This is a genomic window from Mycobacterium sp., assembly GCF_025965855.1.
Taxonomy (GTDB): domain Bacteria; phylum Actinomycetota; class Actinomycetes; order Mycobacteriales; family Mycobacteriaceae; genus Mycobacterium.
In genome coordinates this window covers 1-26782 of the sequence record NZ_JAOPWB010000091.1, presented here as the reverse complement: position 1 = coordinate 26782, position 26782 = coordinate 1, and the positions used below count along the sequence as shown (strand labels likewise).

Below are 26782 nucleotides of genomic sequence, written 5' to 3'. Positions count from 1 at the left end.
CACGCGAAAAGGCGTTGACCCCATCGTGCAACTTTCAGTGCTTGACCTCGTCCCGGTGCGCACCGACCAGACCACCGCGGACGCGCTGGCGGCCACCGTGCAGCTCGCGCAGACGGCCGACCGGCTCGGTTACACCCGCTACTGGGTCGCCGAACACCACAACATGCCGTCCGTGGGCGCCACTAGCCCGCCGGTCCTGATCGCGTATCTGGCCGCGCAGACCTCGCAGCTGCGGCTGGGGTCGGGCGGTGTGATGCTGCCCAACCACGCGCCGCTGGCGGTGGCCGAGCAGTTCGCGCTGCTGGAAGCGGCCGCCCCGGGACGGATCGACCTGGGCATCGGCCGCGCGCCCGGCTCCGACCCGGTCACGTCGTACGCCCTGCGCGGCGGTCGCGACGATCGCGACATCGAGAACTTCCCGGAATACCTCGACGACGTGGCCGCGCTGATGAGCGCGCGCGGCGTGGTGGTACCGCTGCGCTCGGGGGACTACCGGCTCAAGGCCACCCCCGCCGCGGCCGGCGAACCGCGCCTGTGGCTGCTGGGCTCGTCGATGTACTCGGCGCAGCTGGCCGCGGCCAAGGGGCTGCCGTACGTCTTCGCGCACCACTTCTCCGGCCAGGGCACCGAAGAGGCGCTCGAGGTCTACCGCTCCCGGTTCAAGCCGAGCGCCCTGACGCCCGAGCCGGTGACGTTCCTGACCGTCAACGCCGCGGTGGCCGAAACCCGCGACGAGGCAACGGCGTTGATGCTGCCCAACCTGCAGATGATGGCGCGGCTGCGCACCGGGCAGCCGCTCGGGCCGGTGCCGCTGGTCGAGGAGGCTGAAGTCGCGCAGCTCGGCCCCGAACAGCAGCGCATCGTTGAAAGCGGGTTGCGACGGGCCGTCCTCGGCACCCCCGCCGAGGCAGCTGAACAGCTGCGGGCGCTTGCCTCACGGTTCGACGTCGACGAGGTGATGGTGCACCCGGTCGCCTCGGCCCACCTCGGCACCGACCCCGCCACCGCGCCCGCGCGGGTGGCGACGCTGGAGCTGCTGGCCAAAGAGCTCTTCTGACCGATCAGTCGGTCACGCCCGCCTGCTCCGATTGGCTCGCTTTGGTGCTGGGCGCGTAGCGGGCGATCCAGTCGCGCAGGTCATCGGGCGGCAACGGCGGGCTGTGCACGAAGCCCTGGGTGATGGTGCACCCGTATCGCCGCAGCGCGCGCAGGGTGACCTCGTCTTCGACCCCCTCGCCCACCAGGTCGGCGCCCAGGCTGCGGGCCAACGCAACCGTGGACCGCACGATCGCGACCGAACGCGGATCCTGGGCCAGGCGCGCCACGAAGATCCGGTCGAGTTTCAACTCGTCGACCGAGACGTCCTGCAGCCGCGCCAGCGACGACCATCCGGTGCCGTAGTCGTCGAGCGAGATGCGCACCCCGAGGCGCTGCAGCGCGGCGACGGTGTTGCGGGACCGCGCCGAGTCGACGAGGGCGCTTTCGGTGATTTCGACGATCAGGGAGTCGGGAGTCAGGCCGTGCGTTTGCAGCAGCCGCTCGATCGTGCTGACCAGGTCCAGGTCAAGCAGGTTCGTGGTCGAGAGGTTCACCGCGACGGTCAGCGGCATGCCCTGGTCGTGCCAGGACCGGATCTGCTCGAGGGCGAGGTTGATGGTGCGGTTGGCCACCTTGCGCATCAGCCCCGCGCGTTCGGCCGCGGCCAGGAATTCCTCCGGTAGCAGCAACCCGCGGCTGGGATGCTGCCAGCGCAGCAGCGCCTCGACGCTGTGCACGCTGCCGTCGCTCGCGTTGATCTTCGGCTGGTAGTGCACCGTCAGCTGGTCGTCGTCGACGAGCGCGGAGCGCAGTTCCTCGACGAGGTTGGGGTCGTTGTCGCGGTACAACTCGAACGCCGAGTCGTAGACCGCGATCTTGCTGACGGCGGATTTCGCATGTGGGATCGCCGCTTCGGCGCGATTGAGCAGCGCCTGGTGATGGTCACAGTGGTCGGGGCAGAGTGCGATGGCGATGCGGGCATCGACCTGCAAGGTCATCGGATCGAGCGCGAACGGCTCGCTCAGGGCTTCGAGCAACCGGCCCGCCTGGGCGCGCGCGGCGATGAGGTCGGACCCTTCGGCGAGCAGGATCGCGAATTCGTCGTCGCTCACCCGCGCAAGCAGATCCTCGCGGCGCACGCAGTGCGCAAGCCGGTTCGCGATGTGGCACAACAGCTCATCGCCGAAGTGGCGGCCGAGGGAGTCGTTGATCTCGTCGAACTCATACAGGTGCAGCAACAGCAGCGCCCGGCGCGACGGCGCCCCGGGGACCGACATGGGCCCCGGCGGCGCCGAGTCGGACAGCCCCGTCAGCGCGGTCGCCAGCGACCGCCGATTAGGCAGGCTTGTCAGCTCGTCGGTCATGGCCTGCTTATGGCTTTCGGCCAGAATGCTGACGTCGCGGAAGGTCGCCGAGAATCGCGCGGCGACCGCGATCAGGCTCAGCGCGGCGAGAGTCGTTGCCAGCCTTGAGTTGTGGCTCACGACGACGCCGAGCGCCACGACGGTGCACGCCACCGGCACGGCGTAGGAGCCGAGTCCGCGTCTCGGCGGGGGCGGCGTCGACGACCACGGCGCCCAGCTGGCCATGGCCACCAGCAGCGACGCGGCGGGCCAGAGGGCGTCGAGCGTGGTACCGACCCGGTATGCGCCTTCGGCGGTCTCGAAGAGATACGCCGTGTCCGCGACGGCAAAGGCAATGAACCCCACCACGAGCAGGCCCCAGCGGTTGCGCCAGCCCAGGATCGGCAGCATGCCGGCGGTCAGGGCCAACAGGACCAGGTCGCCCCACGGGTAGACCAGTCCCACCAGCACGGTCGCCGGCGCGCGGACGGCGGCCGCGTGGATGGGCCCCGCCCGTAGCGCCACGCCCACCGCGGCCGCGGCCAAGGCGCACACCAGGGAATCGAGCCGGATCGGTAGCGGCACCGACTTCAGCCGTGACCGCATGAGCAGCAGCAGCCCGGCATAGAGGAGCGGGTAAAACGCCAGGTATTCCGGATCGGCCGCCGATGGGGACTGGCCATTGGCCACCCACATGGCGTAGACGATGTCACCCATCGCCGACACCGCCATGCCGGCCGCGATCAAGGCCCAAGCGAGGCGGTCGGCCGTGACGCGATAGGCGCGAACGGCGATCAGCGCCGCGGCCGACAGGTTCAAGGCGGGATACAGGGATTTGGCGAAGAACGCGTTGCGAGCGGCATCGGGGTCGATCACACTCGTCACGGCGAACGTGGCCACGCCAATCCCCAACGCCGCCAAGGCGATCCGAATCGACGTCGGAGGCCACCGAATGCCGTCCGGGGTGTCATGAGTTCGGTCCCGGGGTGACGTCGCGGCCGCGGCGATCGGCGCCAGCGACCGGGCCAGCTTCGTCTCCTTGCCGAAGGCGCCCGCCGGGGCCGAGGTGGCGATCCGGTCCACCCCCGCCGATGACGACTCCGCCGACTCGGCCAGCTGCGGGAAGGCAAAGGGGAAGGGCAGATCCGGCACGAAGCCCCGAATGCATTGACCGCCTTCGCGTTTGGCGGCATACATGGCCAAGTCCGCGTGCTGGAGGAGCTGGTCGACGGTGCAATTCGACGCGGCGGCGGCCACCGTGAAGCCGATGCTGGGTCTGACCTCGATGGGAACACCGTCGATCACGATCGCCGTGCCGAACGCGTCGAGCACCCGGTGAGCCGTCTCCTGCGATTCTTCGAGCGAAGCCTCGATGAGGACGGCGAATTCGTCGCCTCCGAGGCGCGCGACGGTACCGGTGTCGCCCAGGGCGGCGGTGAGCCGGCCGGCGACCCGGACCAGGAGCTCGTCGCCGGCCGGATGACCCAGGGCGTCGTTGACCGATTTGAAGTTGTCGAGGTCCAGGCACAACACCGCGATCGGCCCGCCTTCGCGACGTTGCCGGTCGACGGCGTGTTCCAGGCGATGGAGGAAGTGCGCCCGATTGGCCAGGCCGGTCAGGCTGTCGCGGAACGCTTCCCGCGCGACCTCGGACAGCAGTCCCTGGTTTTCGACGAGCACGATGAACTGCCGGGTGAGCACCGCGGCGACGAGGATGCCCAGCGCGGCGAGCATCGGCCCGTGCGCCATCAGGCTCACCGCCTGCCCCACGCCGACCGCGGCGGCCAGCATCAGCGGCAGGTAGGGCAGCCACAGCAGCGCGGGGGACAGGATCTCGGTCCGTGACTCCGCCGTGGCGCTCTCGTGCACGCTGGACAGGCCGGCCAGCGCGAGCAGCCCGAAGCCGGCCACTCGCCCCAGGTCGGTCAGGTCGCCCAGGTGATAGGTGCCCACCCCCGTCTGAAAAACTATCGCGATGTCGGCGACGGCGATGGTCGCGATGCCGCCGGCGAGCAGGCCCCGGCTGGACAGGTCGTTGGAGCGAATCCGGGACAGCATCAGGATCGCCGTCGTCAGGAGAACGACGTCGACGAAGACCTCCTCGAGCGTGGCGAGCCTCGAGCCGCTGTTTTCGCGCAGCTGTTTGTCCAGGACGAGCACCCACGAGATGACGAACAGCGAGGTCGCCACGATGAGACCGTCCAGCACCAGCCGCCGCGGGCTGTGGCGGGACAGGTGGGACAACAGCGTCAGCGACACCACGGCGCCGATCGGCCACAAACTGAGCACGGCCTCGGCCACGGCGGGGTGCGTGGCGTGCTCGATTTCCGGGCGCACGTAGTACACCGACCAGAGGACCTCACCCATCGCCCAGCCCAGGAGGCCGATCACCAGCGCCAGCCATCCGAATCTGCGGCGCCCCGTCGAGAAACGAGCCGCGTAGCCGGCGCACGCGGCGGCGAACAACAGGCACAGGGCCATCACGACCTGGTCGACCGGCCGGGTCGCGTAGGCGGTCCTCCACCCGTACACCGACGAGGCTATGACCAGCACCGCCGCGACGCCGTAAACGCCGACGACGAGCCAACCCATGCGTGCGGACAGCCCGAACCGCCGCCACGGATTTCCCGCCCAGCGTGTCATAGCTGCTCCAGCCGATCCCGGCGGTGAACAGGTGAAAAGCTTCACCGCGCTACAGGAGGATAATCCGCCGCGCGGCCATCCGGGACTACCTGGCGATATTCAACGCGGCGTCAGTACAACTACCGGGATGGGCCGCGACGTCCTGGCCTGGTAGCCGCTGTAGCGGTTGGCGTTGTTCTTGTTGACCAGTTCCCACAGGCGCGCATAGTCGGAGTCGTCGGGCACCACCCGCCGCGCCGTCACCGGGATGCGCTTCGGGCCGACGTTGATCTCGCCGTCGGGCTGTTTGCGCAGGTTGTGATACCACCCCGGGTGGTGCTCGTCCCCACCCTTGGAGGCGACGAACACGTACGAGTCGCCGTCCTTCGCATAGGTCAAAGCCGTCGTGCGCTGCTGACCGGTCTTCGCGCCGATCGTGTGGAGCAGCAGGCTGGGCGGCATCCCCGGTATCCGGTGACCGATCCTGCCGTCGGTCTTGCCATAGATCGTGTCGTGCAGGCGCAGGAACGGCACGAGCACGAATTGCGCTAGCGGAGTCATGGGCTCAGTCTGACTGACTGGCGTCGGTGCGGACCACGGCCTCCCGCAGGATCTGCGCGGTGGCCTCCCGGTCCGGGTCCCGGCGCAGCAGCATCCCCTTGGCCACCGAAAGCTTGTCGCCGTTGCGCCGCGGCAGCACGTGCAGGTGGATGTGCAGCACCGTCTGGAAGGCGGGCCGGCCGTCGTTGATCGCGATGTTCGTCGCGTCGGCCAGCTCCGTGGCGCGTGCGGCGCGCGCGATCCGCTGGCCGATGGTGACCATGTCGGCCAGCGTCTGCGGCGGGGTGTCGGTGAGATCGACGGTGTGTCGTTTGGGGATCACCAGCGTGTGACCGCGGGTGAACGGGCGGATGTCGAGGATCGCCAGGTAGCCGTCGTCTTCGTAGATCCGGTGAGCCGGGGCCTCGCCGGCGGCGATCGCGCAGAACACGCAGGACATGTCGCCCACGGTACTGGCCGCCGCGATCCACGGGATACGCTGCCGCAGTGGACGCTCGCGACGTGGCCTTCGCCGGCGCGGCCGAACAGGCACGGATGCTGGCCGACGGTGAACTAACCGCGCCGGAGCTGCTCGAAATCTATCTGGAACGGATCGCGCGGCTGGACAGCGAGCTGCGCTGTTACCGCGTGGTGCTGTCCGACAGCGCGCGTTACGAGGCCGCGATGGCCCAGGACCGCCTCGACGCGGGGGAGCGGCTGCCGCTGCTCGGGGTGCCGATCGCGATCAAGGACGACGTGGACGTCGCCGGCGAGGTGACGACGTACGGCAGCGGCGGGCACCGCCCCGCGGTGACGTCCGACGCGGAGGCGGTCCACCGGCTGCGCGGCGCCGGCGCGGTGATCATGGGCAAGACCAATGTGCCCGAGCTGATGATCTTTCCCTTTACCGAGTCGCTGACGTTCGGGGCAACCCGCAACCCGTGGAACCTCACGCGCACGCCGGGTGGCAGCAGCGGCGGTAGCGCCGCGGCGGTGGCAGCCGGGCTCGCGCCGCTGGCACTGGGATCCGACGGCGGTGGCTCGATTCGCATCCCGTCGAGTTGGTGTGGGCTGTTCGGCCTCAAACCGCAGCGCGATCGGGTGTCGTTGGAGCCGCACGACGAGGCGTGGTACGGGCTGAGTGTCAACGGCCCGATCGCCCGGTCGGTGCGGGACGCCGCGTTCTTCCTGGACGCGACCTCGACGCTGCCGGGTCCCGAAGGCGAGTTCGTGGCCGCCGCGGCGCGCCAGCCCGGCCGGCTGCGAATTGCCTTGAGCACCAAGGGCCCTATGCCAGTGCCCGTCCGGGTCGGCAAGGCGCAGCTGGCCGCCGTTCACGAGGCCGGCGCATTGCTGCGCGATCTGGGGCATGAGGTCATCACCCGTGACCCCGAGTACCCGCCGGCGGCGATCCTCACGAGCTATCTCCCCCGCTTTCTGCGCGGCATCAGCGACGACGCCGACGCGCAGGCTCATCCCGAACGCCTCGAAGCGCGCACCCGCAACCTGGCGCGCGCCGGCGCGCTTTTCTCAGACCGGAAGATGGATGCGATCCGTGCGGCGGAGCCGGCGGTGAGCGCCCGGATTCAGTCGATCTTCGACGACGTCGACGTCGTCGTCACGCCGGGCAACGCGACGGGCCCCTCCCGCGTCGGCGCCTACCGGCGCCGCGGCGGCGTCTCGACGCTGCTGCTCGTGGCGCAGCAAGTTCCGTATTTCCCGATCTGGAATCTGACCGGACAGCCCGCCGCGGCCGTGCCGTGGGACTTCGACGGCGACGGCCTGCCGATCGCCGTGCAGCTCGTCGGCCGGCCGTACGACGAGGCGACCCTGCTGTCGCTGTCGGCGCAGATCGAGGCCGCGAGGCCGTGGGCGCACCGGCGACCGCCGGTGTCATAGCACCCCATCGGCGTCACGCCAACAGCATGGCTTGGCCGCGTTGTACGTTGACCGAGTGGCCGACGCCGACCCGAACATCGACCATCTGCTCGAGGGGCTCGAGGGCGCCGCGCGCACCGAGCGGGCAGAACTCGTGAAGTGGCTGCTGGGTCAGGGCATCACCGCCGACGAGATCCGGACCACCAACCCGCCACTGCTGCTGGCCACCCGCCACCTCATCGGCGACGACGGCAGCTACGTGTCCACCCGGGAGATCAGCGAGACCTACGGCGTCGACCTCGCGTTGCTGCAGCGGGTGCAGCGCGCCATAGGCTTGGTCCGGGTGGATGACCCCGACGCGGTCGTCCACATGCGCGCCGACGGCGAAGCCGCCGCCTTCACCCAGCGGTTCGTCGAGCTGGGCCTCGACCCCGAGCAGCTGGTGCTCGTGGTCCGGGTGCTCGCCGAAGGTCTGTCCCGCGCGGCCGAGGTCATGCGCTACACCGCCCTCTCGGCGATCATGCGCCCCGGAGCCACCGAGCTGGAAATCGCCAAGGCGTCGAAGGCGTTGGTGAGCGAAATCGCGCCGATGCTCGGCCCGATGATCCAGCACATGCTGTTCATGCAGCTGCGCCACATGATGGAGACCGAAGCCGTCAACGCCGCGGAGCGCGCCGCGGGCAAGCCGCTTCCGGGCGCGCGCCAAATCACCGTCGCCTTCGCCGACCTCGTCGGCTTCACCCGGATCGGCGAAGTGGTATCGGCCGAGGAGCTGGGCCACCTGGCCAACCGGCTGGCCCACCTCGCCCGCGACATGACCGTCCCGCCGGTGCGGTTCATCAAGACGATCGGCGACGCGGTGATGTTCGTCTGTCCCGATCCCCTGCCCATGCTCGACGTGGTGCTGAAGCTGGTGGAGACCGTCGACACCGACAACGACTTCCCGCGGCTACGGGCGGGGGTGGCCTCCGGCATGGCGGTAAGCCGGGCCGGCGACTGGTTCGGCAGCCCGGTCAACATGGCAAGCCGGGTCACCGCTGTGGCTCGCCCGGGCACCGTGCTGGCCGCGGATTCGTTTTGGGAGGCCCTCGGCGAGAACACGGAGTTCCACGGGTCGTTCGCGGGTGCACGCCGCCTCAAGGGCATCAAGAACGAGGTCAAACTCTTCCGGATCCGCCGCGGCCCGGACGCTCTTGGGGGTTGATTCCGACCTTCGCAAGACATGGGCAGGCCCGGGCGACTCTAGGGGGCGTTTGACACTTAGGTCGTACGCGGCTGGTTTCCTACCCCGTTTCCCAGCGCTTCGAATCGGTCGCTTCCGGGCCTGCTTCGCTACCAAAAATACAACGCCGAACAGCGCATATCAACGGGTTTACCCAAGCGCGCCCAGTGTGGGCCCTGCGCACCGCTATTGCCGTGAATTCGTCTATAGGCCCCACGGTCGACGGCTCTGATCGTTCGCCCCCGGCGAACGCAATTCCATTACACATGCAACGGTGTAATCATGTAATCATGAAGACCCACCACACACACGGGCGGCGGTACGGCCGCCCCGGGGGCTGGCAGCAGGCCCAGCAGCCCGACGCGAGCGGCGCGGCGGAATGGTTCGCCGGACGCCTACCGGAAGCCTGGTTCGACGGCGATCCCACGGTCATCGTCGACCGCGAAGAGATCACCGTCATCGGAAAGCTGGCCGAGCCCGAGGGCGCCGGAACAGAAGAGAGCGAGGCCCGCGCGGAAGGTCGGGTCTCGCGGTTCCGCGAGGAAACCCGTTCCGAGCGAATGCGCATCGCCGATGAAGCGCAGGATCGCTACGGGCGCAAGGTTTCCTGGGGCGTGGAAGTCGGGACAGAGCGAATCCTGTTCACCCACATCGCCGTACCGGTGATGACGCGCTTGAAGCAGCCCGAGCGCCAGGTGCTCGACACACTGGTCGACGCCGGCGTCGCGCGGTCTCGCGCCGACGCACTCGCGTGGACGGTCAAGCTGGTCGGCGAGCACACCGAGGAATGGCTGGCCAAGCTGCGTGACGCCATGTCGGCCGTCGACGATCTGCGTGCCGAGGGGCCCGACCTCCAGGCGTAAGCCGCATTACCCCGTAGGGATGGCGCGCTATTCGTTGCCGACCTTGGCGAGGATCTTGTCTATGATCTGCCCGCCCTGATCGGTGATGTGGTAACCGCACGCGTTGACGTCGACGACGACGTTGTTCGCCACGCCCATCGCGCGCTGGCACTCCCAGCCGTCGGCGCCTTCCTGGGTGTCCATCATGGTGACCCTGGGCGGGCCGCCGTTGAGTTGAGCGAACGTCCACCTATACGTCTTGCTCTTGTTCGTCACCGTCACCGTCTTGCCGGCGCAGCCCTTCCACTTGTCCGACGCAGTCTGCAGGAACGCCTTGGCTTTGTCGGCGGACGGAAATGCCACGACGGCTTGGTTGACCCAGTGGTCGTAGTTGTCCCCCGGTTCGGAGGACACCAGCCCGCTCACTCCGGTGTAGCCGGTGCCCGCGTACACCGGGTCCTGGCTGGTATAGAGCGCCGCCTGGCAGTTCGGCAACGACAGCGTCACCGAGGAGGAGTCCATCGACGTGATGGGCTTGCCGGGCGTCATTTCGGAGGAGCCCATGACGGTGTTGACGCCCGACGGATCCAGCAGCAGGGCGCTGAGCCGGTCGGGCGGCACGGGATCCGGGGGCGGCGGCGCCGGTTTGGGCTTGAGGACCAGCCAAACCCCCACCCCGCCGACGATGAGGACAACCACGACGGCGACCGCGGCCACGATGGGCCACGGGTTGCGTTTGGGCTTGGACGGCGGCTGATTCCACGCCGCGGGCGCCGGGCCGGTGAATTGTGGTGGCGGGCCGCCCCAGTTACCGCTGCCGCCCTGGTAGTACGGCGGGCCGGATTGGCCCGCGGCCGGCATGGGGCCGCTGTCGGGGGCCCACGGCCGGGGGGTCTGGCCGGCCTGCGGCATCGGACCGGAACTGGGCCCCGCGGGGTAGGAGGCCGCGGGGTAGGGCGCGGGCGAACCCTGCACGGGCGCCGGGGGTGGGGTGGTGACCTGCGGTTGCGGTGGGGCTATGGGGGCGGCCGCCAGAGTGGGCCCGGGGACATCGGCGGTGCTGGCCTCGGCGGTCGCGGGCAGGGTGGCTTCCTGGCTGCGGCGCACGATGTTGGCGGCATGGTCTTGGTCGGGGTCGCTGAGGGCCTCGTGGGCGGCCAGGGCCAGATCGCCGGCGCTGGCGTAGCGGTCTTCGGGTTTTTTGGCCATGCCGCGGGCGATCACCGTGTCGAAGGCCTTGGGGACGCCGGAGCGAACCGCGCTGGGCTTCGGGATGGGTTCCAGCAGGTGGGCGGTGACCAGGGTGCTGGCGCTGTCGGCGCGATAGGGCGGCGATCCGGTCAGGGCCTCGTGCAGCACACAGGCCAGCGCGTAGATGTCGGCGCGGTAGGTGACCTCGTCGTTGGAAAACCGTTCCGGCGCCATGTATTTCCAGGTGCCCACCGCCGTGCCGAGTTGGGTCAGCTTTTCGTCGGTGGTCGCGCTGGCGATGCCGAAGTCGACCAGGTAGGCGAAGTCGTCGCGGGTGACCAGGATGTTGGGCGGTTTGACGTCGCGATGCATCACCCCAGCCGCGTGGGCGGCGTCCAGGGCCGAGGCGATCTGGGTGATGATGGCCACCGCGCGCGGCGGGGTCAGCGGCCCGAACCGTTTGAGCAGGGTGTCCAGGTCGACGCCCTCGATCAGGCGCATCTCCATGTACATCTGCCCATCGATTTCGCCGTAGTCGTGGATGGGCACCACGTGGGGTTCCTGCAAACGCCCGGCGATGCGGGCTTCGCGCTTCATCCGCTCGCGAAACACGGGGTCTTTGCTGAACGTGTCCGACATCAGCTTGACGGCGACCGTCCACTCCTTGACCGTGTGCTCGGCTTCGTAGACCTCGCCCATCCCACCGCGGCCCAGCAGCCGTTTTAGGTGATAGGGCCCAAACATCGAGCCCACCCGTGAGGCCTGCGCGTCGCTCATCCCTGACCCTCCAAACCAACCCCGGACCCGCCGACCATACCAACACCCTCCGCCCCGAGCGGCCAGCCGCGAGCCCCGACTCAGCAATGTCCCATTGCAGGACAACGTAGACATTGTCACCCCGGCGAGCGCCACAGCAGGAGGTAACGCCAAAACACAAGCCGACGGACCCGGACGCCCGGCAGGGTCCCTGCCGCGACTTCGCGGGCCTGCCGGTTGGTCAGCGGCGGGTCGAAAACTTTCGGCATCGCCTCATTGGTGGGATCCACCCCGTACCAGCGGCCACGGCCGGTCATCGTCAGCGCGGCGAATGTCGCGCCGAACGCCCGATTAGCCGCCGCGGCAACGATTTCGGTGGCCGCCTCGCGGGGCAGGTCCGACCGCGGCAGCACCACCGCGGCCAGCACACCGCCCGGGCGCAACGCCGGCGCCAGGCGCCGCAGGGCGTCGGCGAGCGGCACATGGTGCAACGCCGTGATCGACACGATCGCGTCGTAGTGATCCGCGGGCAGGGGCAGTTCCAGCACGTCGGCGAGGACGCAGGTGACGTTGGCCGGTGCGCGCCGCTAGGCCGCCTCGATCATCGCCGCCGACTTGTCGACCGCGTCGACATGCTCGGCGCGGCCGGCCAGTCGCGCCGCGAATGCTCCCGCGCCACAACCGACGTCGAGCACCCGCCCGCAAGGCCGCGCCAGCTGCTTCAGCAACACGCGCTGGTAATAGGCGTTGTGGTCCCACTTCAGCGTCACGAGTGGGCTGCCCACCACTTGTACAGCTGATCGAGGTTCGGTCCCTGCGGATTTCCGCCGACGACCGCGAACACCATGGTCTGCTGGTTCGTCCACATCACTTGCGGCTCATCGCCCTTGTAGGTCCCGCACGCGATTTGACCGAGGATGGTGTTCGGGTCTTTGTTGTGCCACCAGGTGCCCGGTGAAGCCTTGTCCCCGGGGCACTTAACGGTCGCGTCGACCTCCAAGTAGCCGGTGAAGGCGTCCTGCAGCGCTTTGAGACCGGCGAACAGCCCGTATTCCCCGACGGCGGGGCCGTTGGGATCGGTGTTTTGTCCGCACATGACCGAGACGATCGCGCCCGGCATCGGTTGGCCCTCCGGTTTGCACGTGCCGGGCGGATAGCCGGCGGGCAGCACGCCGAGCAGCCGGTTCGCCGCGCCGGGCGGTGGGCTGGAAAGCGATGGGGAGGTCGCGCTGGTCGTTGTTCTCGTGGTCGTAGTGGTGGTGGCCGTGGTAGTGCTGGCGGCATTGGGGGTTTCGCTGTCGTCGTGTCCGACGGCCATCGAGATGCCGATGGCGGCGATGACGAGCACGACGACGGCGGCGGCCGCGCCGGCGACGATGGCCCACGGGTTGCGTTTGCGCGGTGGTGCGGGCGGGTGCCCCTGGCCGAAGGGCGCCGGGCCGGCGAACTGTGGTGGCGGACCGGCCCACGGCGGTTGATGGTGCGGGGGATTCGGCGCGGGTGGGCCCGAGCGGTGGATGGGCCCGCTGTCGGGAGCGGGGCGCCCGGCCGGCGAGGGCGGCGGTGCGGCGGGCGGGGGCGGGACGGGTGCGAGAGTGCCTTTCGGTCCCCTCAGTCCCGGCAGGGTGGACTCCTCGCCGTGGCGCAGGATGTTGACGGCCTGGGTCTGATCCGGATTCGTGAGCGCCTCGTGGGCGGCGCGGGCCAGATCACCGGCGCTGGCATAGCGGTCTTGCGGCTTTTTCGCCATGCCGCGGGCGATCACCGGGTCGAAGGCGCGCGGAATACCCGAACGTTTCGTGCTGGGCTGGGGGATGGGCTCCAACAGGTGGGCGCTGACCAGTACGCCGGCGCTGTCCGACGAGTAGGGCGGAGACCCGGTCAAGCATTCGTACAGCACACACGCCAGCGAGTAAATGTCGGCGCGATGGTCCACTTCGTCGCTGGAAAACCGTTCGGGCGCCATGTATTTCCAGGTGCCCACCGCGGTGCCCAGCTGGGTCAGCTTCTCGTCGGTCTTGGCGCTGGCGATGCCGAAGTCGACCAGGTAGCCGAAGTCGTCGCGGGTGACCAGGATGTTGGGCGGTTTGACGTCGCGGTGCGTCACCCCCGCGGCGTGCGCCGCGTCCAGGGCGGAGGCGATCTGGGTGATGATGGCCACCGCGCGCGGCGCGCTCAGCGAACCGAATCGTTTGAGCAAAGTGTCGAGATCCGTGCCCTCGATGAGGCGCATCTCCAAATACATTTGCCCGTCGATTTCACCGTAGTCGTGGATGGGCACCACGTGGGGTTCCTGCAACCGGCCGGTGATGCGGGCTTCGCGCCTCATCCGCTCGCGGAACACCGGATCGCTGCTGACGGATTCCGACATCAGCTTGAGCGCCACGGTCCACCCCTTGACGGTGTGTTCGGCCTCGTAGACCTCGCCCATCCCGCCGTGGCCAAGGGCCCGTTTGAGCTCATAGGGTCCGAACATCGACCCCACCCGCGAGCCCGGCGCCCCGCTCATCGACCCTCCAAACCAACCCGACCCGCCGACCATATCAACACCTTCCGACCCGACCGGCCGCATACAAACGGCGGGCAGCCGACCCGGGGCACTCGCGCCGCATGGCTACCCCGACTCGATGGGCCCTCGGTTAACGCATCAGGTGGTGACGACCATCAGCTCGTTGCTGGTGTCCCACGCCTTGAGGAAGAGCGCCATCGGGATTTGCTCGTCGCGGCCCTTGGGATTACCGCTGTCGTTGAGATGGACGATGCCGTAGGCGGTGTCGACACCCGTCACCACCACGGCGTGGTCACCGACGGGGTTGCCGTTTTTGTCCTTCGTGTCGACGGGCACGTTCCAGATGAGCTCGGCGTTGACACTGACGATCACCTTGTGGCCGGTGCCCAGTTCCTGCTCGATTCCCCCGATGCCGCCGGGAATGCCGTCTTCGTCAGCGTGCTTCCTGTTGGTGACGACGGCGTCGACCTTGTACTGCGCCATCAGCGTCGGGACGTCCGCGAATTCGGTGCCCATGCCCGAATTCGGGTGTTTGGTGTCGGCGGGCTTGGTGTAGATCGTGCCGGGATGAGCGACGCTCGGCGTCGATTGGGCCTTCTTGATGATGGCCTCCTCCGAGGGCTCTTTGCCGGTCATCTCGCCGATTGCGTCGGCGCTGGCCATCAGCACGCAGTCGTCGTATTTCTGGTGGCGCCACCACCGGGCGGCAGCGTCGGGGTCGCCGTAGGTCGCGCCCGAAGCGGCGCCGGCCGGTCCGGCCACTCCCAACGCGACGGCGCCGGCCACCACTGCGAAGGTGGCGGTCTTGGCGATGTTTGCGATCTTGGTCTTCACGGTTTTCCTTTTTTCGTTCCGCTTTGTTGCGGTTTGGTTGAGAAAAGGTTCCGATGTCGACCTTCTCGTTATCTCAACGAATCCTTGGAGTATCTCGCGCACTTCTAATCCGCTGTCCGGCAGGCATTTTCGAGGCCGCAACGAAGAATGGGGGACCCCGTTGTCGGGATCCCCCATTCGGGTGGGCGGCTTGACTAGGTCAGCCGGCTGGACAACTGCGGGCAGTAGGCCTGGGCCGCGTCGACGACGAAGTAGGCGGCCTGTTTGGTTGTCAGGTCCGTCTGGCTCAGCACCTCCGTGGCGACGTCCGTGCCGGTCTTGCCGGCGGCCAGCTCCTTGCACACCTGGTGACCTTCCTTGATGGCCTCCTGCGGCGAGGTGAAGGTGACGCCCATGCCCCTCATATCGGTGATGAAGGTGTCGTCGGCGGTGCTGGCCCCGGCGGCGCCGGCGGTGGCGACCGCGAGTCCTACGGCGGCTGCGCCGATGGCGGTGGTGACGGCCGCGGTGATGCGGGGAGAAAACATTGTTGTGATCCTTTGCTGGTGGTTCGGCCCTGGATGTGCTCAGCTTCGGGCCGAACCCTTGGAGGATTCTCAACGACTTCTTGATAACTTCTTGGCGACCTTCAAGTCACGGCAACGGCCCGCTACAGTCGCGCCTAGCCTTCGCCGTTGTTCCCCGCGACGATCTCGAACGTGAACTCGTGCTCACCGATGCGGATGTGGTCGCCGTCGTGCAGCGGGGTCGCCGAGCGGATGCGCTCGTGCTGCACCTGCACGCCGTTTGAGGACCGCAGGTCGTTGATGACCCAGCTGGTGCCCGTGTCGACGATGACGGCATGGTGGCGGCTGACCTTGGGGGTGTCCAGGACGATGTCGCTATCGCTGAGGCGCCCGATGCGGGTCGCCGCCTCGCGCAGCGGATGGCTTTGCCCCGAGGCTTCGCGCAGATACGCGACAGCGTTCCGCTCGGACACCCTGGTGTGCTGATCCATGACCGTCTGGGTGACGGCGGCGGTGGTCACGGCGATCTTCTTGACGTCCAACGGCTCCTGGCGCAGGATCCGTTCGTTGAGGGCACGCAGATTGGGGCCCGGGTCGATCCCCAGGTCCTCGGCGAGCGTTTTCTTCACGCGGCGGTAGGCGCCCAGCGCGTCGGATTGACGGTCGGTGAGGTAGTAGGCCGTGATCAACTGCGCCCACAGCGGCTCGCGGTAGGGATGCTCCGCGGTCAGAGCTTCGAGCTCGGTGATCACGGAAAAGGCGCGTCCGCAAGCGATTTCGGCCTCCGCCTTCGCCGTGTGGACGAGAATCTTCTCCTCGACGAGGGAGGTGGCGAAGGTGTCGACGAACTGAAAGTCGCGCAGGTCCTCGAGGACCGGCCCGCGCCATTCCGTCAGTGCCGCAGACAGGTGCTTGCCGGCCTGTTCGAACCGGGAGGCGGCGGCCGCGTGCACGCCCGCGGTCTTCTCGGCGATGAATCGCCCGATGTCGCAAGCGTTGTCGGGAATGCTGAGGCGGTAGCCCGGAGGCGCCGCGGCCAGCACCACTCGTGGGTCTAACCCGACCGCGCTGAGCAGCTTTCGCAGATTGGACACGTAGGAGTGAATGCTGGCCCTGGCCCCCGAAGGCGGCGAGTCTGCCCACAGGGCCGTGATGAGCCTGTCGACGCCAACCGGACTGTTGCGGTTCATCAACAGCATGGCCAGCACGGCCCGCTGTTTGGGGGTGCCCGGGGGCACCAGGGCGCCGTCAACGCTCATTTCCAGCGGCCCGAGCAGACCGAACTCGAGACGTTTGTCCACCATCGCGCGTAACACCCTCTCGCATGTCAATGAGGTGTCTTGTAGTGATTGTGATACGAACTTGGCAAATTCGGTAACAACCTGGCGAATGCTCGCGTCGCGGAAATGCGGGTCCCGCCAACGTGATCTTGGATGGCCTGCGCGAATCAGATTAAGCTGCACCGGAACACGCGCTAAAGCGTCACCACCATCAGCTCGTCGCTGGTGTCCCACGCTTTGACGAAGAGCTCCATGGGGACCTGCTCGTCGCGCCCCCCGGAGATGCCGCTGTCGTTGAGGTGAACGATGCCGTGGGTGGCGTCGACACCGGTCACCACCACCGCGTGGTCGGACACGGGATTGCCGCTCTTGTCCTTCTCGTCGACGGGCTCGTGCCAGATGAGTTCGGCGTTGACGCTGATGATCACCTTGTGGCCGCCACCCAGCGCCTGCTTGAGCCCCGCGATGCCCGGGCGGATGCCGCGTACTGCGGTGTGGTCCCTGTCGACGACGACGGCGGCGACCCGGTATTGAGCGAGCAACGCGGGGACGTCCTCCACGCTGGCGCCCGCCCCCGAATTGGGGTTGTCGGCGTCGGCCGGCTTGGTGTAGATCGGGCCCGCGTGGACGACGCTCGGAGTCGAGTGGGCCTTTTCGATGATGGCCGCCTCCGAGGGCGCCGCACCGGTTATCTGACCGATGACGTCGGCGCTCGACATGAGGACGCAGTCGTCGTACTGCTGCTGGTGCCAGTACATGCCGGCGGCAACCGGGTCGCCGTACATCACCTCCGAGGCCGCATTGGCCGGGGCGGCCACACCGAGCGCGACGGCACCGGCGACCACGGCGAAGGCGATTGTCTTGGCAACGGTGGCGATCTGGTTGGCCTTCATGGTCGGTCCTCATCGTTTCGCTTTGCGGCGGCTGGCTGCGGATGGGGGATCCCGGTCACGGAATCCCCCATCGCGGTTGGTGGTTGGCTACGCGGCCCGTCCGGCGAATTGCGGGCAGTAGAACTTGGTGGCGGCGGCCACGAAGTAGCCCGCCTGCCTGGGAGACAGCCTCGCCTGGCTCATCAGCTGAAGCGCGACGGCCGCCTTGCTTTTGCCGGCGGCCAGCTCCGCGCACACCTGGTGGCCTGCCTGGATGGCTTCTTGGTCGGTGCGGAAGGAGGTGGCCTGGCTCGTCATCGGGGCGACGGAGTTGCCCTCGGCGGTGATCGCCCCGGCGGTGCCGGCGCTCGCGACTGCGAGCCCGACGGCGACGGTGCCGAGAGCGGTGGCAACGGCTGCGGTGATGCGGTGTGTGAACATTGTTGAGCTCCTTTGCTCCTGGGTTCGGCCTTGGATGTGCCAAGCTTCCGGCCGGACCCTTGAGGGATCCTCAACACATTCTTGGAATGCGGGCTATTCCGTTGCGGCTACGCCTGAGTCATCGCGTAGTAGGCGCCGCGCCGCGCCAGCAGTTGGGCGTGGCTTCCTTGTTCGACGACGCGGCCGGCCTCCACCACGAGGATGCGGTCGGCGTCGCGGATCGTCGAAAGGCGATGCGCGATAATGAAACTCGTTCGACTCTGGCGAAGCTCGCGCATGGCGCGCTGAACGAGGGCCTCGGTGCGGGTGTCCACGGAGCTGGTCGCCTCGTCCAGGATCAACAGCTGCGGCCGGGCAAGGAATGCGCGGGCGATGGTGATGAGTTGCTTCTCGCCGGCGCTGATGTTGGCGCCGTCGCCGCTGACCCGGGTCTGGTAGCCGGCCGGCAGGGTATGCACGAACCGGTCCACATACGCCGCCCTGGCGGCCTCGACCACCTCGTCTTCGGTGGCCTCCGGGCGCCCATAGGCGATGTTCTCCGCGATCGTCCCATCGAACAGCCAGGTGTCCTGCAGCACCATGCCGATTCGCGATCGCAGTGACTGCCTGCTCACGGTGGTGATGTCGACCCCGTCGATCAATATTCGACCGGAATCGACGTCGTAGAACCGCATGAGCAGGTTCACCATGGTGGTCTTGCCCGCCCCGGTCGGCCCGACGATCGCCACCGTGCTGCCCGGCTCGGCCACCAGGGACAGGTCGTGGATCACCGGCGTGCCCGGCCGATACGCGAAGGTCACGTGCTGAAACTCGACGCGGCCGCCGCCCCCTGGGCCCTGGGCATAGGGTTGTGTTCGTTCGGGGTCCGGCGGCTCCTCGGGCTCGTCGAGCAGGTCGAACACCCGCTCGGCGCTGGCCACCCCGGATTGCAGGGTGTTGTACATCCCGGCCACCTGGCTCACCGGCGCGTTGAACTGCCGGACGTATTGGATGAAGGCCTGGATGCTGCCGAGCGTGATCTGCCCGGTGGCCACCTGCAGGCCCCCGACCACGGCGACCGCCGCGTAGCCGACGTTGCCGACGAACCCGGTCGCCGGAGCCACCAGGCCGGAGAAGAACTGGGCGCCGAAACTGGCCCGGTAGACGTCGTCGTTGAAGCGGCGGAACTGCTCGCGCGCCGCGGCCTGGTGGCCGAAGGTCCTGACCACCGTGAACCCGCTGTAGGTCTCCTCGATGTGGGCGTTGAGGCGTCCGGTGCTTCTCCACTGGGCCACGAACAGGCGCTGCGAACGTCGCGCGATCGCCCGCGTCGCCAGCAGCGAGATCGGCACGGCCAGCAACGTGATTCCCGCCAACAGCGGGGAGATGGACACCATCATCGCCAGCACGGCCACCACGGTCAGGACCGATGTCAGCAGCTGGCTGATCGTCATCGACAGCGACGATTGGACGTTGTCGATATCGTTGGTGACCCGGCTCAACAGCTCACCGCGCTGGCGCCCGTCGAAGTAGGACAGCGGCAGCCGGTGGATCTTGTCCTCGACGTCGGAACGCAGCGCGACCATGGTGCGCTGCACGGTGACATTGAGCAGCCGGGCCTGCGCCCAAATCAGCAGCGCAGCAATAACATACAGGAACAGCGCCAGCGCCAGCGTTCGGGCCACCGCCCCGAAGTCCACGCCGCGGCCCGGCACCACGTTCATCCCGGAGAGCAGCTCGGCGAAGGCGTTGTCGCCGCGGGCGCGGGCCGCGGCGACGGCCTGTGCCTTGCTGATTCCGGCGGGAAGCCTTCGCCCGATGACGCCGTTGAACAGCAGGTCGGTCGCGTGGCCCAGGATCCGCGGGACGACGACCCCGATCGCCGTGCCGGTGATGCCCAGCGTGATCACCGCGATGCTCAGCCGCCGTTGCGGCGCAAGCCGTTTCACCAGCCGGGTCGCCGAACCCCAGAAGTCGCGGGACCGCCCCGCCGGAGCGGTGGCCGCGCCACGCGTGGTCGCCACGGTCATTGCGTGCCCCCCACTTGACCGGATCGCACGGCGCCCACCGACTGCGAGTCGGCGAATTCCGCATAGGTGGCGCAGTCGGCCAGCAGCGATTCGTGGGTGCCCGCGCCCACCAGGCTCCCGTCGTCGACGACGATCACCTGGTCGGCCAGGGCCGCGGTCGAAACGCGCTGGGTGACAACGATGATCGTGGCATCGCCGGACGTCTGGGCCAGCGACGCGCGCACCCGTGCGTCGGTATGCACGTCGAGCGCGGCGAACGCGTCGTCGAAAAGGTAGACGGTGGGCCGGCGGATGACGGCCCGCGCGATCGCCAGCCGCTGCCGCTGACCACCGGAAAAGTTGATTCCGCCTTGGGCGACGCGCATTTGCAGCCCGTCATCGTGGGCCCGCACGAATCCGTCGGCGTCGGCCACGCGCAACGCTTCCCACATCTCCTCGGCCGTCACCACCTGGTTGGGGCCCGCGCCGATACCCAAATTGTCCGCGACGGTCCCGGAGAAGAGGTAGCCCCGCTGGGGCACCAGCCCGATCGCCGACCAGAGCCGCTCGGTGTGGTAGTCGCGGACGTCGACGTCGTCGACCAGCACGGCGCCCGAGGTCACGTCGTAGAGCCGGCAGATCAGGGACACCAGCGTCGACTTGCCCGAACCGGTGCTGCCGACGATGGCGGTGGTGGTGCCGGGCAGCGCGGTGAACGAAATATCCTGCAGCACCGGTCGATCGGCGCCCGGGTAGGTGAAGGTGGCGCCGTCCAGGCGCACGACGCCGGTGATCCCGGTCCGCGGGAACCTGGGGTTCGGCGGGTCCTGGACGGCGGCGCGGGTGTTGAGCACCTCCGTGATGCGTTCGGCGCACACCGACGCGCGCGGCAGCACCACCAGCGTCATCGTGGCCATCAACACCGCCATCAGGATCTGGGTGAAGTACACAAGGAAGGCGGTCAGCGAACCCACCTGCATCTGGCCCCGATCGATCCGCAGGCCACCGAACCAAATCAGCGCGACGCTGGACACGTTGATGGTCAGCGTGGTCAGCGGCAGCATGAGCGCTTGCAAGTTGCCCGCGGTCAGCGCCGTGTTCGACAGCGCGGTGTTGGCGCGGGCAAACCGGTCGCGCTCGAAGCCCTCGCGGGCGAACGCCCGGACCACCCGGACACCGGACAGCTGATCGCGCACCACCCGGTTGATGCCGTCGATCAGGCCCTGCATTCGGCGCAGCAAGGGCAGCATGCGCGACATGACGAAGTAGTTGGTCACGGCCATGACCGGAACGCTGACCAGCAGCAGCCAGGTCAACGCGGCCTCCTGGTGGATGGCCATGAGGATTCCGCCCACGCACATGATCGGCGCGCTGATCAGAACGGTGCCGCTGATTTGAACCAGGTATTGGATCTGCCGGACGTCGTTGGTGCTGCGCGTCAACAGGGTTGGCGCGCCGAACCGGTCGCTCTCGCGCTCGGAGAAGGTGGTGACGTGTTCGAAGATCGCCCAGCGCAGGTCGCGGCCGAAGCCCATGCCCGTCCGCGAGCCGAAGTAGACGGCCCCGACCGCGCACAACACCTGCAGCCCGGTGACCGAGAGCATCACCATGCCGAGCCTGACGATGGTGGCGGTGTCGCCCTTGGCCACGCCCTCATCGATGATCGCGGCGTTGACCGTGGGCAGGTACAGCGACGCCAGGGTGCTGGTCATCTGGAGCACCATCAGCACCGCGACCAGCCCCCGGTACGGCCGGATGTACTGGCGCAGCAGTGCCAGGAGCATTTGGTAACTGTCGCACACGGCGGGGATCACAGTCGTCAGCACCGCCGCGCGGTGCGGACGCTGAAACTCCTGCTCAGGTGCCTCATCGGTGGTTGTGCTTATGGGCTGCCGCTACAGTGCATCGTGTGGACCAGAAGAAGGCTCGGCGGCGAAGGCAGGGTATCGGTGGGGCGTAGCGCGAGGGCGCTGGCTCTCGCCACGTCGGCCTTGGCGATTCTGATCCCGACGATTGCGGGGTGCTCGAGTTCCGGCGACAACAAACCGGGAGCGACGGCATCGTCGACGCCGGGCAACGGGGAGGGCCAGCACGGGCCGATGTTCCCGCAGTGCGGCGGCATCGGCGATCAGACCGTGTCGGACCTGACCAAGGTGACGGGGCTGGTGAACACCGCCCGGAATTCCGTCGGATGCCAGTGGCTGGCGGGCGGCGGGATCCTCGGCCCGCACTTCTCCTTTTCCTGGTATCGCGGCAGCCCGATTGGCCGCGAACGAAAGACCGAGGAGCTGTCGCGCGCCAGCGTCGACGACATCAACATCAACGGCCACGGCGGCTTCATCGCCATCGGTAACGAGCCCAACCTGGGCGACTCGCTGTGCGAGGTGGGCATCCAGTTCCAGGACGACTTCATCGAATGGTCGGTCAGCTTCAGTCAAAAGCCGTTCCCGCCGCCGTGCGACATAGCGAAGGAACTCGCCCGTCAGTCGATTGCGAACTCCAAATGAGCAGACGAACCGTTCGTGCCGGCGTGGCCGTGGCGCTCGCCGCGGTGTTGGTGTTGACCGGTTGTTCGAAGTCGGTCGGGGGCACCGCCGTCAAGGCGGGCGGCAACGTCCCGCGCAACAACAACTCGCAGCAGCAGTATCCGAACCTGCTCAAGGAATGCGAGGTGTTGACCAGCGACATCCTGGCCAAGACGGTGGGCGCCGATCCGCTTGACATTCAGAGCACGTTCGTCGGCGCGATCTGCCGGTGGCAGGCGGCCAACCCGGCCGGTCTGATCGACATCACCCGGTTCTGGTTCGAGCAGGGCAGCCTGAGCAACGAGCGCAAGGTGGCCGAATTCCTGAAATACAAGGTCGAGAACCGCTCGATCGCGGGGATCGATTCGATCGTGATGCGCCCGGACGACCCGAACGGGGCCTGCGGGGTGGCGAGCAACGCCGCGGGGGTGGTCGGCTGGTGGGTCAACCCCCAGGCGCCCGGCATCGACGCCTGCGGGCAGGCCATCAAGCTCATGGAGCTGACGCTGGCCACCAACTCGTAGCGGCTCAGCGGGGGACTTCGAAACCGGTCAGCGCGGCCCGGCGCGGTTCCAGCCCCGTCCACGCGCCGGGCACCGTCAGCACCGCGATCGCCGAGGTCGGGAATTTCGTCGAAATGCGTTCCACGACAGCCGTATCCGTGCCGTCGTCGTCGGCCAGCGTGAGGGCCAACTCCGACATCGTCGGCTCGTGCCCGATGACGAGCAGGGTGGCGACGGCGTCGGCGGTCTCGCTTATCTCGTCGATCATCGTGCCCGGAGTGGCGCCGTAGAGCCGTTCGCTATACCGCACGGGCGCATCGATACCGCTTCTCGCCAGGGTCTGGCGGGCACGCGTCGCCGTGGAGCACAGCACACCGTCGATGGTGGGCACATTGGCGCGTAGCCAGTCACCGGCCAGCCCGGCTTCCCGGATGCCGCGCGGCGCCAAGGGCCTCTCGTGGTCGGCGACGCCGGCCGGGTAATCGGATTTCGCGTGACGCATCAAGAGCAAGGTGCGTTGATGATTCACCGGAGTCACGTTAATCAGTGCGGTACCAAAGGGCTACCTGTCGTGGGCGTCCCCGTCGTGGCGGAGGAGTTTTTCGGGACGGTGGAAGACTCAACTTTTAGCAAGGGATTGGCGACCCACCACGCCGAGCAAGCGCAGCTTGTCCATGCCCGAGGTGCCAGCAGGTGGCGTGAGCACCACTAGCCGCTGGCCGTCCATGGTTGCGAGCACTTCGCAATCCAAAGTGATGGGACCGACCTGTGTGAGGAAGGTCTTGCGGTGCATGCGCCGTACTGCCACCTCGTGACGAGTCCACAACTCGGCGAATTCGGGGCTGTGCTTCAGCAGCCCGTCTACGAGTTCACGCATATCGGGATCGTTGGGCCGGCGAGCCCACGCCGCCCGCAGATCCGCGACCCGGCTGCGGCTGTGTTGGCTGCGTTCGTCTGCCGGGATCGTGTCACGCGAGCGTGGGTCGGTGAACCAACGCCAGCACATGCTGGCTTGAAGCCCCGTATCGCCGTCGCCCAAGTCGCCCATCAGCAGCTTGGCCATGTCGTTCTGGGCGAGCAGGATCTCGGTATCTGAGCATACGAAGGCGGCCGCATCGCGCAACTGGTCGAGCAGGAACAGTAGGGCGGGCCGCACGTGAAGGCAATGCCACGGGCGGTCGGGAACGGCGTGACCGGCCAGTCGGAAGAGATGGTCGGTTTCGTCCTCGGTGAGGCGAAGCGCGCGGGCGAGGGCGCGCACCATCTGCGGTGACGGCTGCGTGCTGCGCGCCTGCTCCAGGCGGCTGTAGTAATCGACTGACATGCCGGTCAACTGGGCCACTTCCTCGCGGCGCAGGCCTGTGGTGCGGCGACGCTGGCCTGGCGACAATCCCATGTCCGAGGGACTGATCACCTCACGGCGGCGCCGCAGAAACTCGGCCAGCGCGACACAGTCCATTCACCCATTGTGGCCAGGACATCTGTGCTTAGCCAGGGACTCGCAGTCCTCGGTTGAACGCGTCCTCGTTGCCCCGTCGTATTCGACGCAGACTGACCTCATGCAAAGCAAGCGAGAAATTCCACCAGCCGGCACTCAATGAAGCGGCTGTCCACACTGACCGCGCGGCGGGTGACCTGACGCCGTCATCCGCGCGTCCTACCCCGGCCACGCGAGAACCGCCCTGCCGCAACACGATGCGACCCGCAGAACTATGCGGCGCAACGAAAAAACACAACGAACCAGAAGCATGAAGAACCAGGAGAATCGCTATGCGGTACCGCACACTGGGCCGAACGGGCATCAAGGTCAGCCCGTACGCGTTGGGCGCCATGATGTTCGGGTCGATGGGCAACCCAGATGACAGCGAGTGCATCCGCATTGTCCATCGGGCATTGGATGCCGGGATCAACGTCATCGACACCGCTCCGGCGTACTCTGCCGGCGAGTCCGAACAGATCGTCGGTAAGGCGCTCAAGGGCCGACGCGACGACGTCATCCTGGCGACCAAAGTCCATCGTGTGATGGGGGAGGAGCCCGTTCAGCGCGGCAACTCCAGGCTGTGGATTACGGCATCGGTCGAGAAGTCGCTGCGCCGCTTGCAGACCGATTACGTCGACCTCTACCAGATCCACCGGCCCGACCCCGACACTGACATCGAGGAGACGCTGTCGGTGCTGTCGGATCTGGTGCGTAGCGGCAAGGTCCGGGCCATCGGCTCCTCGACGATGCCCGCGTCGGATATGGTCGAGGCCCAGTGGGTCGCCGAAAGACGCGGACTGGAACGGTTCCGCAACGAACAACCCCCGTACTCGATTCTCGACCGCGGCATCGAGGCTGAGGTTCTGCCGGTGGCGCAGCGCTATGGGATGGGCACCTTGGTGTGGAGCCCGCTCGCGCAGGGGTTGCTCACCGGCCGCATCCGCAAGGGGCAGCAGACTGACCTGCGCCGCGCGGCATTCTTCAAGCATCTCAGGGACGAACGCCGGCTTGACGCTGTGGAACAGTTGACTGTGCTGGCCGAGGAATCGGGGCTGGCGCTGCGACACATTGCGATCGCGTTCGCCATTGCGCATCCCGCGGTGAGCAGCGCCATCATCGGCCCGCGCACCATGGATCACCTCGAGGATCTGCTCGCCGGTGCCGAGGTCATCCTGACCGACGAAATCCTCGATCGGATCGACGACATCGTTGCCCCGGGTACCGATGTCGGAACACTCGACATGGCCTATCGGCCCCCGGCGCTGCTAGAGCCGGCCTTGCGCCGCCGGCCTAGAATCCAATCCACGGCGGCGTGATCGCGAAAACTCATGTTAGATCAACTTTTTGGGAACTGCGTACCCACGTTCTCGGTGGCCGAGCGCGACCGCCGGTGGAACCTGGCGCGGGGCTTCATGAGGCGTCACGGTTTGGATGCGCTGCTGGTTTACGGCGAACATGAGGACGCCGGCGCCTCGCAGTTCAACTTCGACACGTGGTTCACCAACGATCGGCCCGGCACGACGGTCCTGATGCCCAGGCAGGGCGAACCCATCGCGTTCCTGCCGATGCCGCTATACGTACTCGATCGGATGGAAGGCGGTCGGCGTGGAGATGACTGCTGGGTTTCGGCGAAAAGCATTCGCATTGGACGGAATTCAGATGAACTCGCCGAAACGTTGATCACGCAAGGTCTGGGTGCGGCGACGATCGGGGTCATCGGGTTGGATCCCTACATCCCCTGGCATCCCCAGGGCGTCATTCCATATCGATTCTGCCACAACATCATCACCGCCTTCCCTGACATCGAGTTCAGGCCCGTCGGAGGCGAGCGGTCAGCGACGCGGCTCTCATGAGCCTGATGTTTGCCGCCAAGGTCGACGATCCACCTGAACAGGTCCGCGATGCTGCGGAGCGACTCTTTGCCACCTTTGATGCGGTGATTGACCGCGGGCGTTCAGCGGGCTACTTCGCAGACACCGACTCGTCTCGAGTAAAGTTGCTCTTCGCGGCCTGTATGCAAGGCATCGCGACACTCGTAGCAACTCGACGGATCACAGCCCAGCAGGGAAACACGATCGTTGGGGACGCGACTTGCCTCATGCTGCACGGTACTGACGACGCGGCACGCGACGGTGTCGACGGAAGGGGCCCAACCACGGCAGTTTGAGTTGAACCGTCAGATGGATCTGGAAAGCAGGCCAGAGTCGGACAGATTTCAAGACAGCAGGATCATCATCGGTCACCATCACCACCATGCCCAAGACGGAAAGCAGCCCGTCCCATGCGCATGACAAAACGGTGCGTCATCCGGGCCAATAGCGGGCGAAGCGCCATCGCCTGTCGCCAGAACAGGCGACAGCTTCCCTGACTAATGGGAAGTGCCAGGCCAGCCGAGGCAGCATTTGGCAAACT

At 67.5% G+C, this 26782-nt stretch carries 23 protein-coding genes and 1 pseudogene; 9 read left to right on the top strand and 15 right to left on the bottom strand.

The genetic code is table 11. The annotated features are described in order from the left end of the window. Positions 1-25 precede the first annotated feature (25 nt). Positions 26-1057, top strand: a complete 1032-nt coding sequence (locus tag JWP83_RS06900) for an LLM class flavin-dependent oxidoreductase (RefSeq protein WP_297727678.1) — start codon at positions 26-28, stop codon at positions 1055-1057. 4 nt (positions 1058-1061) lie between these two features. On the opposite strand, the gene JWP83_RS06895 is transcribed toward JWP83_RS06900, so the two are convergent. The 3 genes from JWP83_RS06895 to JWP83_RS06885 all read right to left on the bottom strand — a co-directional run bounded on the left by JWP83_RS06895 (position 1062) and on the right by JWP83_RS06885 (position 6003). Continuing rightward, complete coding sequence (locus JWP83_RS06895; RefSeq protein ID WP_297727674.1) at positions 1062-4973, bottom strand: bifunctional diguanylate cyclase/phosphodiesterase; 3912 nt, start codon at positions 4971-4973, stop codon at positions 1062-1064. Positions 4974-5123: 150 nt separating this feature from the next. Continuing rightward, positions 5124-5564, bottom strand: coding sequence for a nitroreductase family deazaflavin-dependent oxidoreductase (locus JWP83_RS06890; RefSeq protein WP_297727671.1), 441 nt, complete (start codon positions 5562-5564; stop codon positions 5124-5126). A 4-nt stretch (positions 5565-5568) separates the two neighbouring features. After that, positions 5569-6003, bottom strand: coding sequence for an HIT family protein (locus JWP83_RS06885; protein ID WP_297727669.1), 435 nt, complete (start codon positions 6001-6003; stop codon positions 5569-5571). A 47-nt stretch (positions 6004-6050) separates the two neighbouring features. Between JWP83_RS06885 and JWP83_RS06880 the strand changes: the two genes are divergently transcribed. The 3 genes from JWP83_RS06880 to JWP83_RS06870 all read left to right on the top strand — a co-directional run bounded on the left by JWP83_RS06880 (position 6051) and on the right by JWP83_RS06870 (position 9506). Next, positions 6051-7442 carry an amidase gene (locus JWP83_RS06880; protein WP_297727666.1) on the top strand — a complete coding sequence of 464 codons (1392 nt, stop codon included), beginning with the start codon at positions 6051-6053 and terminating at the stop codon, positions 7440-7442. 40 nt (positions 7443-7482) lie between these two features. Continuing rightward, positions 7483-8625 carry an adenylate cyclase regulatory domain-containing protein gene (locus JWP83_RS06875; RefSeq protein WP_297727663.1) on the top strand — a complete coding sequence of 381 codons (1143 nt, stop codon included), beginning with the start codon at positions 7483-7485 and terminating at the stop codon, positions 8623-8625. Between the two features lie 308 nt (positions 8626-8933). Continuing rightward, the gene (locus JWP83_RS06870) at positions 8934-9506 is read left to right on the top strand and encodes a hypothetical protein (protein ID WP_367185588.1); all 573 of its coding nucleotides are present in this window, start codon (positions 8934-8936) and stop codon (positions 9504-9506) included. 27 nt (positions 9507-9533) lie between these two features. On the opposite strand, the gene JWP83_RS06865 is transcribed toward JWP83_RS06870, so the two are convergent. The 10 genes and pseudogenes from JWP83_RS06865 to JWP83_RS06820 form a co-directional block, all read right to left on the bottom strand. Beyond that, positions 9534-11453 (bottom strand): sensor domain-containing protein, encoded by a 1920-nt coding sequence (locus JWP83_RS06865; RefSeq protein WP_297727656.1) that lies wholly within the window; start codon positions 11451-11453, stop codon positions 9534-9536. Between the two features lie 116 nt (positions 11454-11569). Then, positions 11570-12163, bottom strand: a pseudogene (locus JWP83_RS06860) (class I SAM-dependent methyltransferase). Between the two features lie 35 nt (positions 12164-12198). Continuing rightward, complete coding sequence (locus JWP83_RS06855; protein ID WP_297727653.1) at positions 12199-13941, bottom strand: serine/threonine-protein kinase; 1743 nt, start codon at positions 13939-13941, stop codon at positions 12199-12201. Between the two features lie 138 nt (positions 13942-14079). After that, positions 14080-14775: a hypothetical protein gene (locus JWP83_RS06850; RefSeq protein ID WP_297727650.1), complete on the bottom strand. Its 696-nt coding sequence runs from the start codon at positions 14773-14775 to the stop codon at positions 14080-14082. A gap of 194 nt (positions 14776-14969) precedes the next feature. Continuing rightward, a complete protein-coding gene (locus JWP83_RS06845) occupies positions 14970-15302 on the bottom strand; it encodes a DUF732 domain-containing protein (protein WP_297727647.1) in 333 nt (110 codons plus the stop codon). Positions 15303-15436: 134 nt separating this feature from the next. After that, positions 15437-16585: a BTAD domain-containing putative transcriptional regulator gene (locus tag JWP83_RS06840; RefSeq protein WP_297727644.1), complete on the bottom strand. Its 1149-nt coding sequence runs from the start codon at positions 16583-16585 to the stop codon at positions 15437-15439. A 170-nt stretch (positions 16586-16755) separates the two neighbouring features. Beyond that, on the bottom strand, positions 16756-17454 hold the full coding sequence (locus JWP83_RS06835; RefSeq protein WP_297727640.1) for a hypothetical protein: 699 nt from the start codon (positions 17452-17454) through the stop codon (positions 16756-16758). 87 nt (positions 17455-17541) lie between these two features. Beyond that, positions 17542-17874 (bottom strand): DUF732 domain-containing protein, encoded by a 333-nt coding sequence (locus JWP83_RS06830; protein WP_297727637.1) that lies wholly within the window; start codon positions 17872-17874, stop codon positions 17542-17544. 107 nt (positions 17875-17981) lie between these two features. Then, entirely contained in the window at positions 17982-19883 is a 1902-nt protein-coding gene (locus tag JWP83_RS06825; RefSeq protein WP_297727634.1) for an ABC transporter ATP-binding protein, read from the bottom strand. Next, positions 19880-21646, bottom strand: a complete 1767-nt coding sequence (locus JWP83_RS06820) for an ABC transporter ATP-binding protein (protein WP_297727631.1) — start codon at positions 21644-21646, stop codon at positions 19880-19882. The genes JWP83_RS06825 and JWP83_RS06820 overlap by 4 nt, the downstream gene beginning before the upstream one ends. 165 nt (positions 21647-21811) lie before the next feature. Between JWP83_RS06820 and JWP83_RS06815 the strand changes: the two genes are divergently transcribed. Further along, positions 21812-22369 carry a DUF3558 domain-containing protein gene (locus tag JWP83_RS06815; RefSeq protein WP_297727628.1) on the top strand — a complete coding sequence of 186 codons (558 nt, stop codon included), beginning with the start codon at positions 21812-21814 and terminating at the stop codon, positions 22367-22369. Then, on the top strand, positions 22366-22911 hold the full coding sequence (locus JWP83_RS06810; RefSeq protein WP_297727625.1) for a DUF3558 domain-containing protein: 546 nt from the start codon (positions 22366-22368) through the stop codon (positions 22909-22911). The genes JWP83_RS06815 and JWP83_RS06810 overlap by 4 nt, the downstream gene beginning before the upstream one ends. Positions 22912-22915: 4 nt before the next feature. Here JWP83_RS06810 and JWP83_RS06805 read toward each other — a convergent pair whose 3' ends face one another. Both JWP83_RS06805 and JWP83_RS06800 read right to left on the bottom strand, forming a co-directional pair. Then, positions 22916-23419, bottom strand: a complete 504-nt coding sequence (locus tag JWP83_RS06805; protein WP_297727621.1) for a histidine phosphatase family protein — start codon at positions 23417-23419, stop codon at positions 22916-22918. 90 nt (positions 23420-23509) lie between these two features. Further along, positions 23510-24349 (bottom strand): helix-turn-helix transcriptional regulator, encoded by an 840-nt coding sequence (locus JWP83_RS06800; RefSeq protein ID WP_297727618.1) that lies wholly within the window; start codon positions 24347-24349, stop codon positions 23510-23512. Positions 24350-24660: 311 nt separating this feature from the next. Here JWP83_RS06800 and JWP83_RS06795 point away from each other — a divergent pair, with 311 nt between their 5' ends. The 3 genes from JWP83_RS06795 to JWP83_RS06785 are packed head-to-tail and all read left to right on the top strand — an operon-like array spanning position 24661 to position 26537. Beyond that, the gene (locus tag JWP83_RS06795; protein WP_297727615.1) at positions 24661-25686 is read left to right on the top strand and encodes an aldo/keto reductase; all 1026 of its coding nucleotides are present in this window, start codon (positions 24661-24663) and stop codon (positions 25684-25686) included. 54 nt (positions 25687-25740) lie between these two features. Continuing rightward, the gene (locus tag JWP83_RS06790) at positions 25741-26223 is read left to right on the top strand and encodes a hypothetical protein (RefSeq protein ID WP_297727612.1); all 483 of its coding nucleotides are present in this window, start codon (positions 25741-25743) and stop codon (positions 26221-26223) included. Beyond that, a complete protein-coding gene (locus JWP83_RS06785; protein ID WP_297727609.1) occupies positions 26220-26537 on the top strand; it encodes a hypothetical protein in 318 nt (105 codons plus the stop codon). The genes JWP83_RS06790 and JWP83_RS06785 overlap by 4 nt, the downstream gene beginning before the upstream one ends. Positions 26538-26782 lie beyond the last annotated feature (245 nt).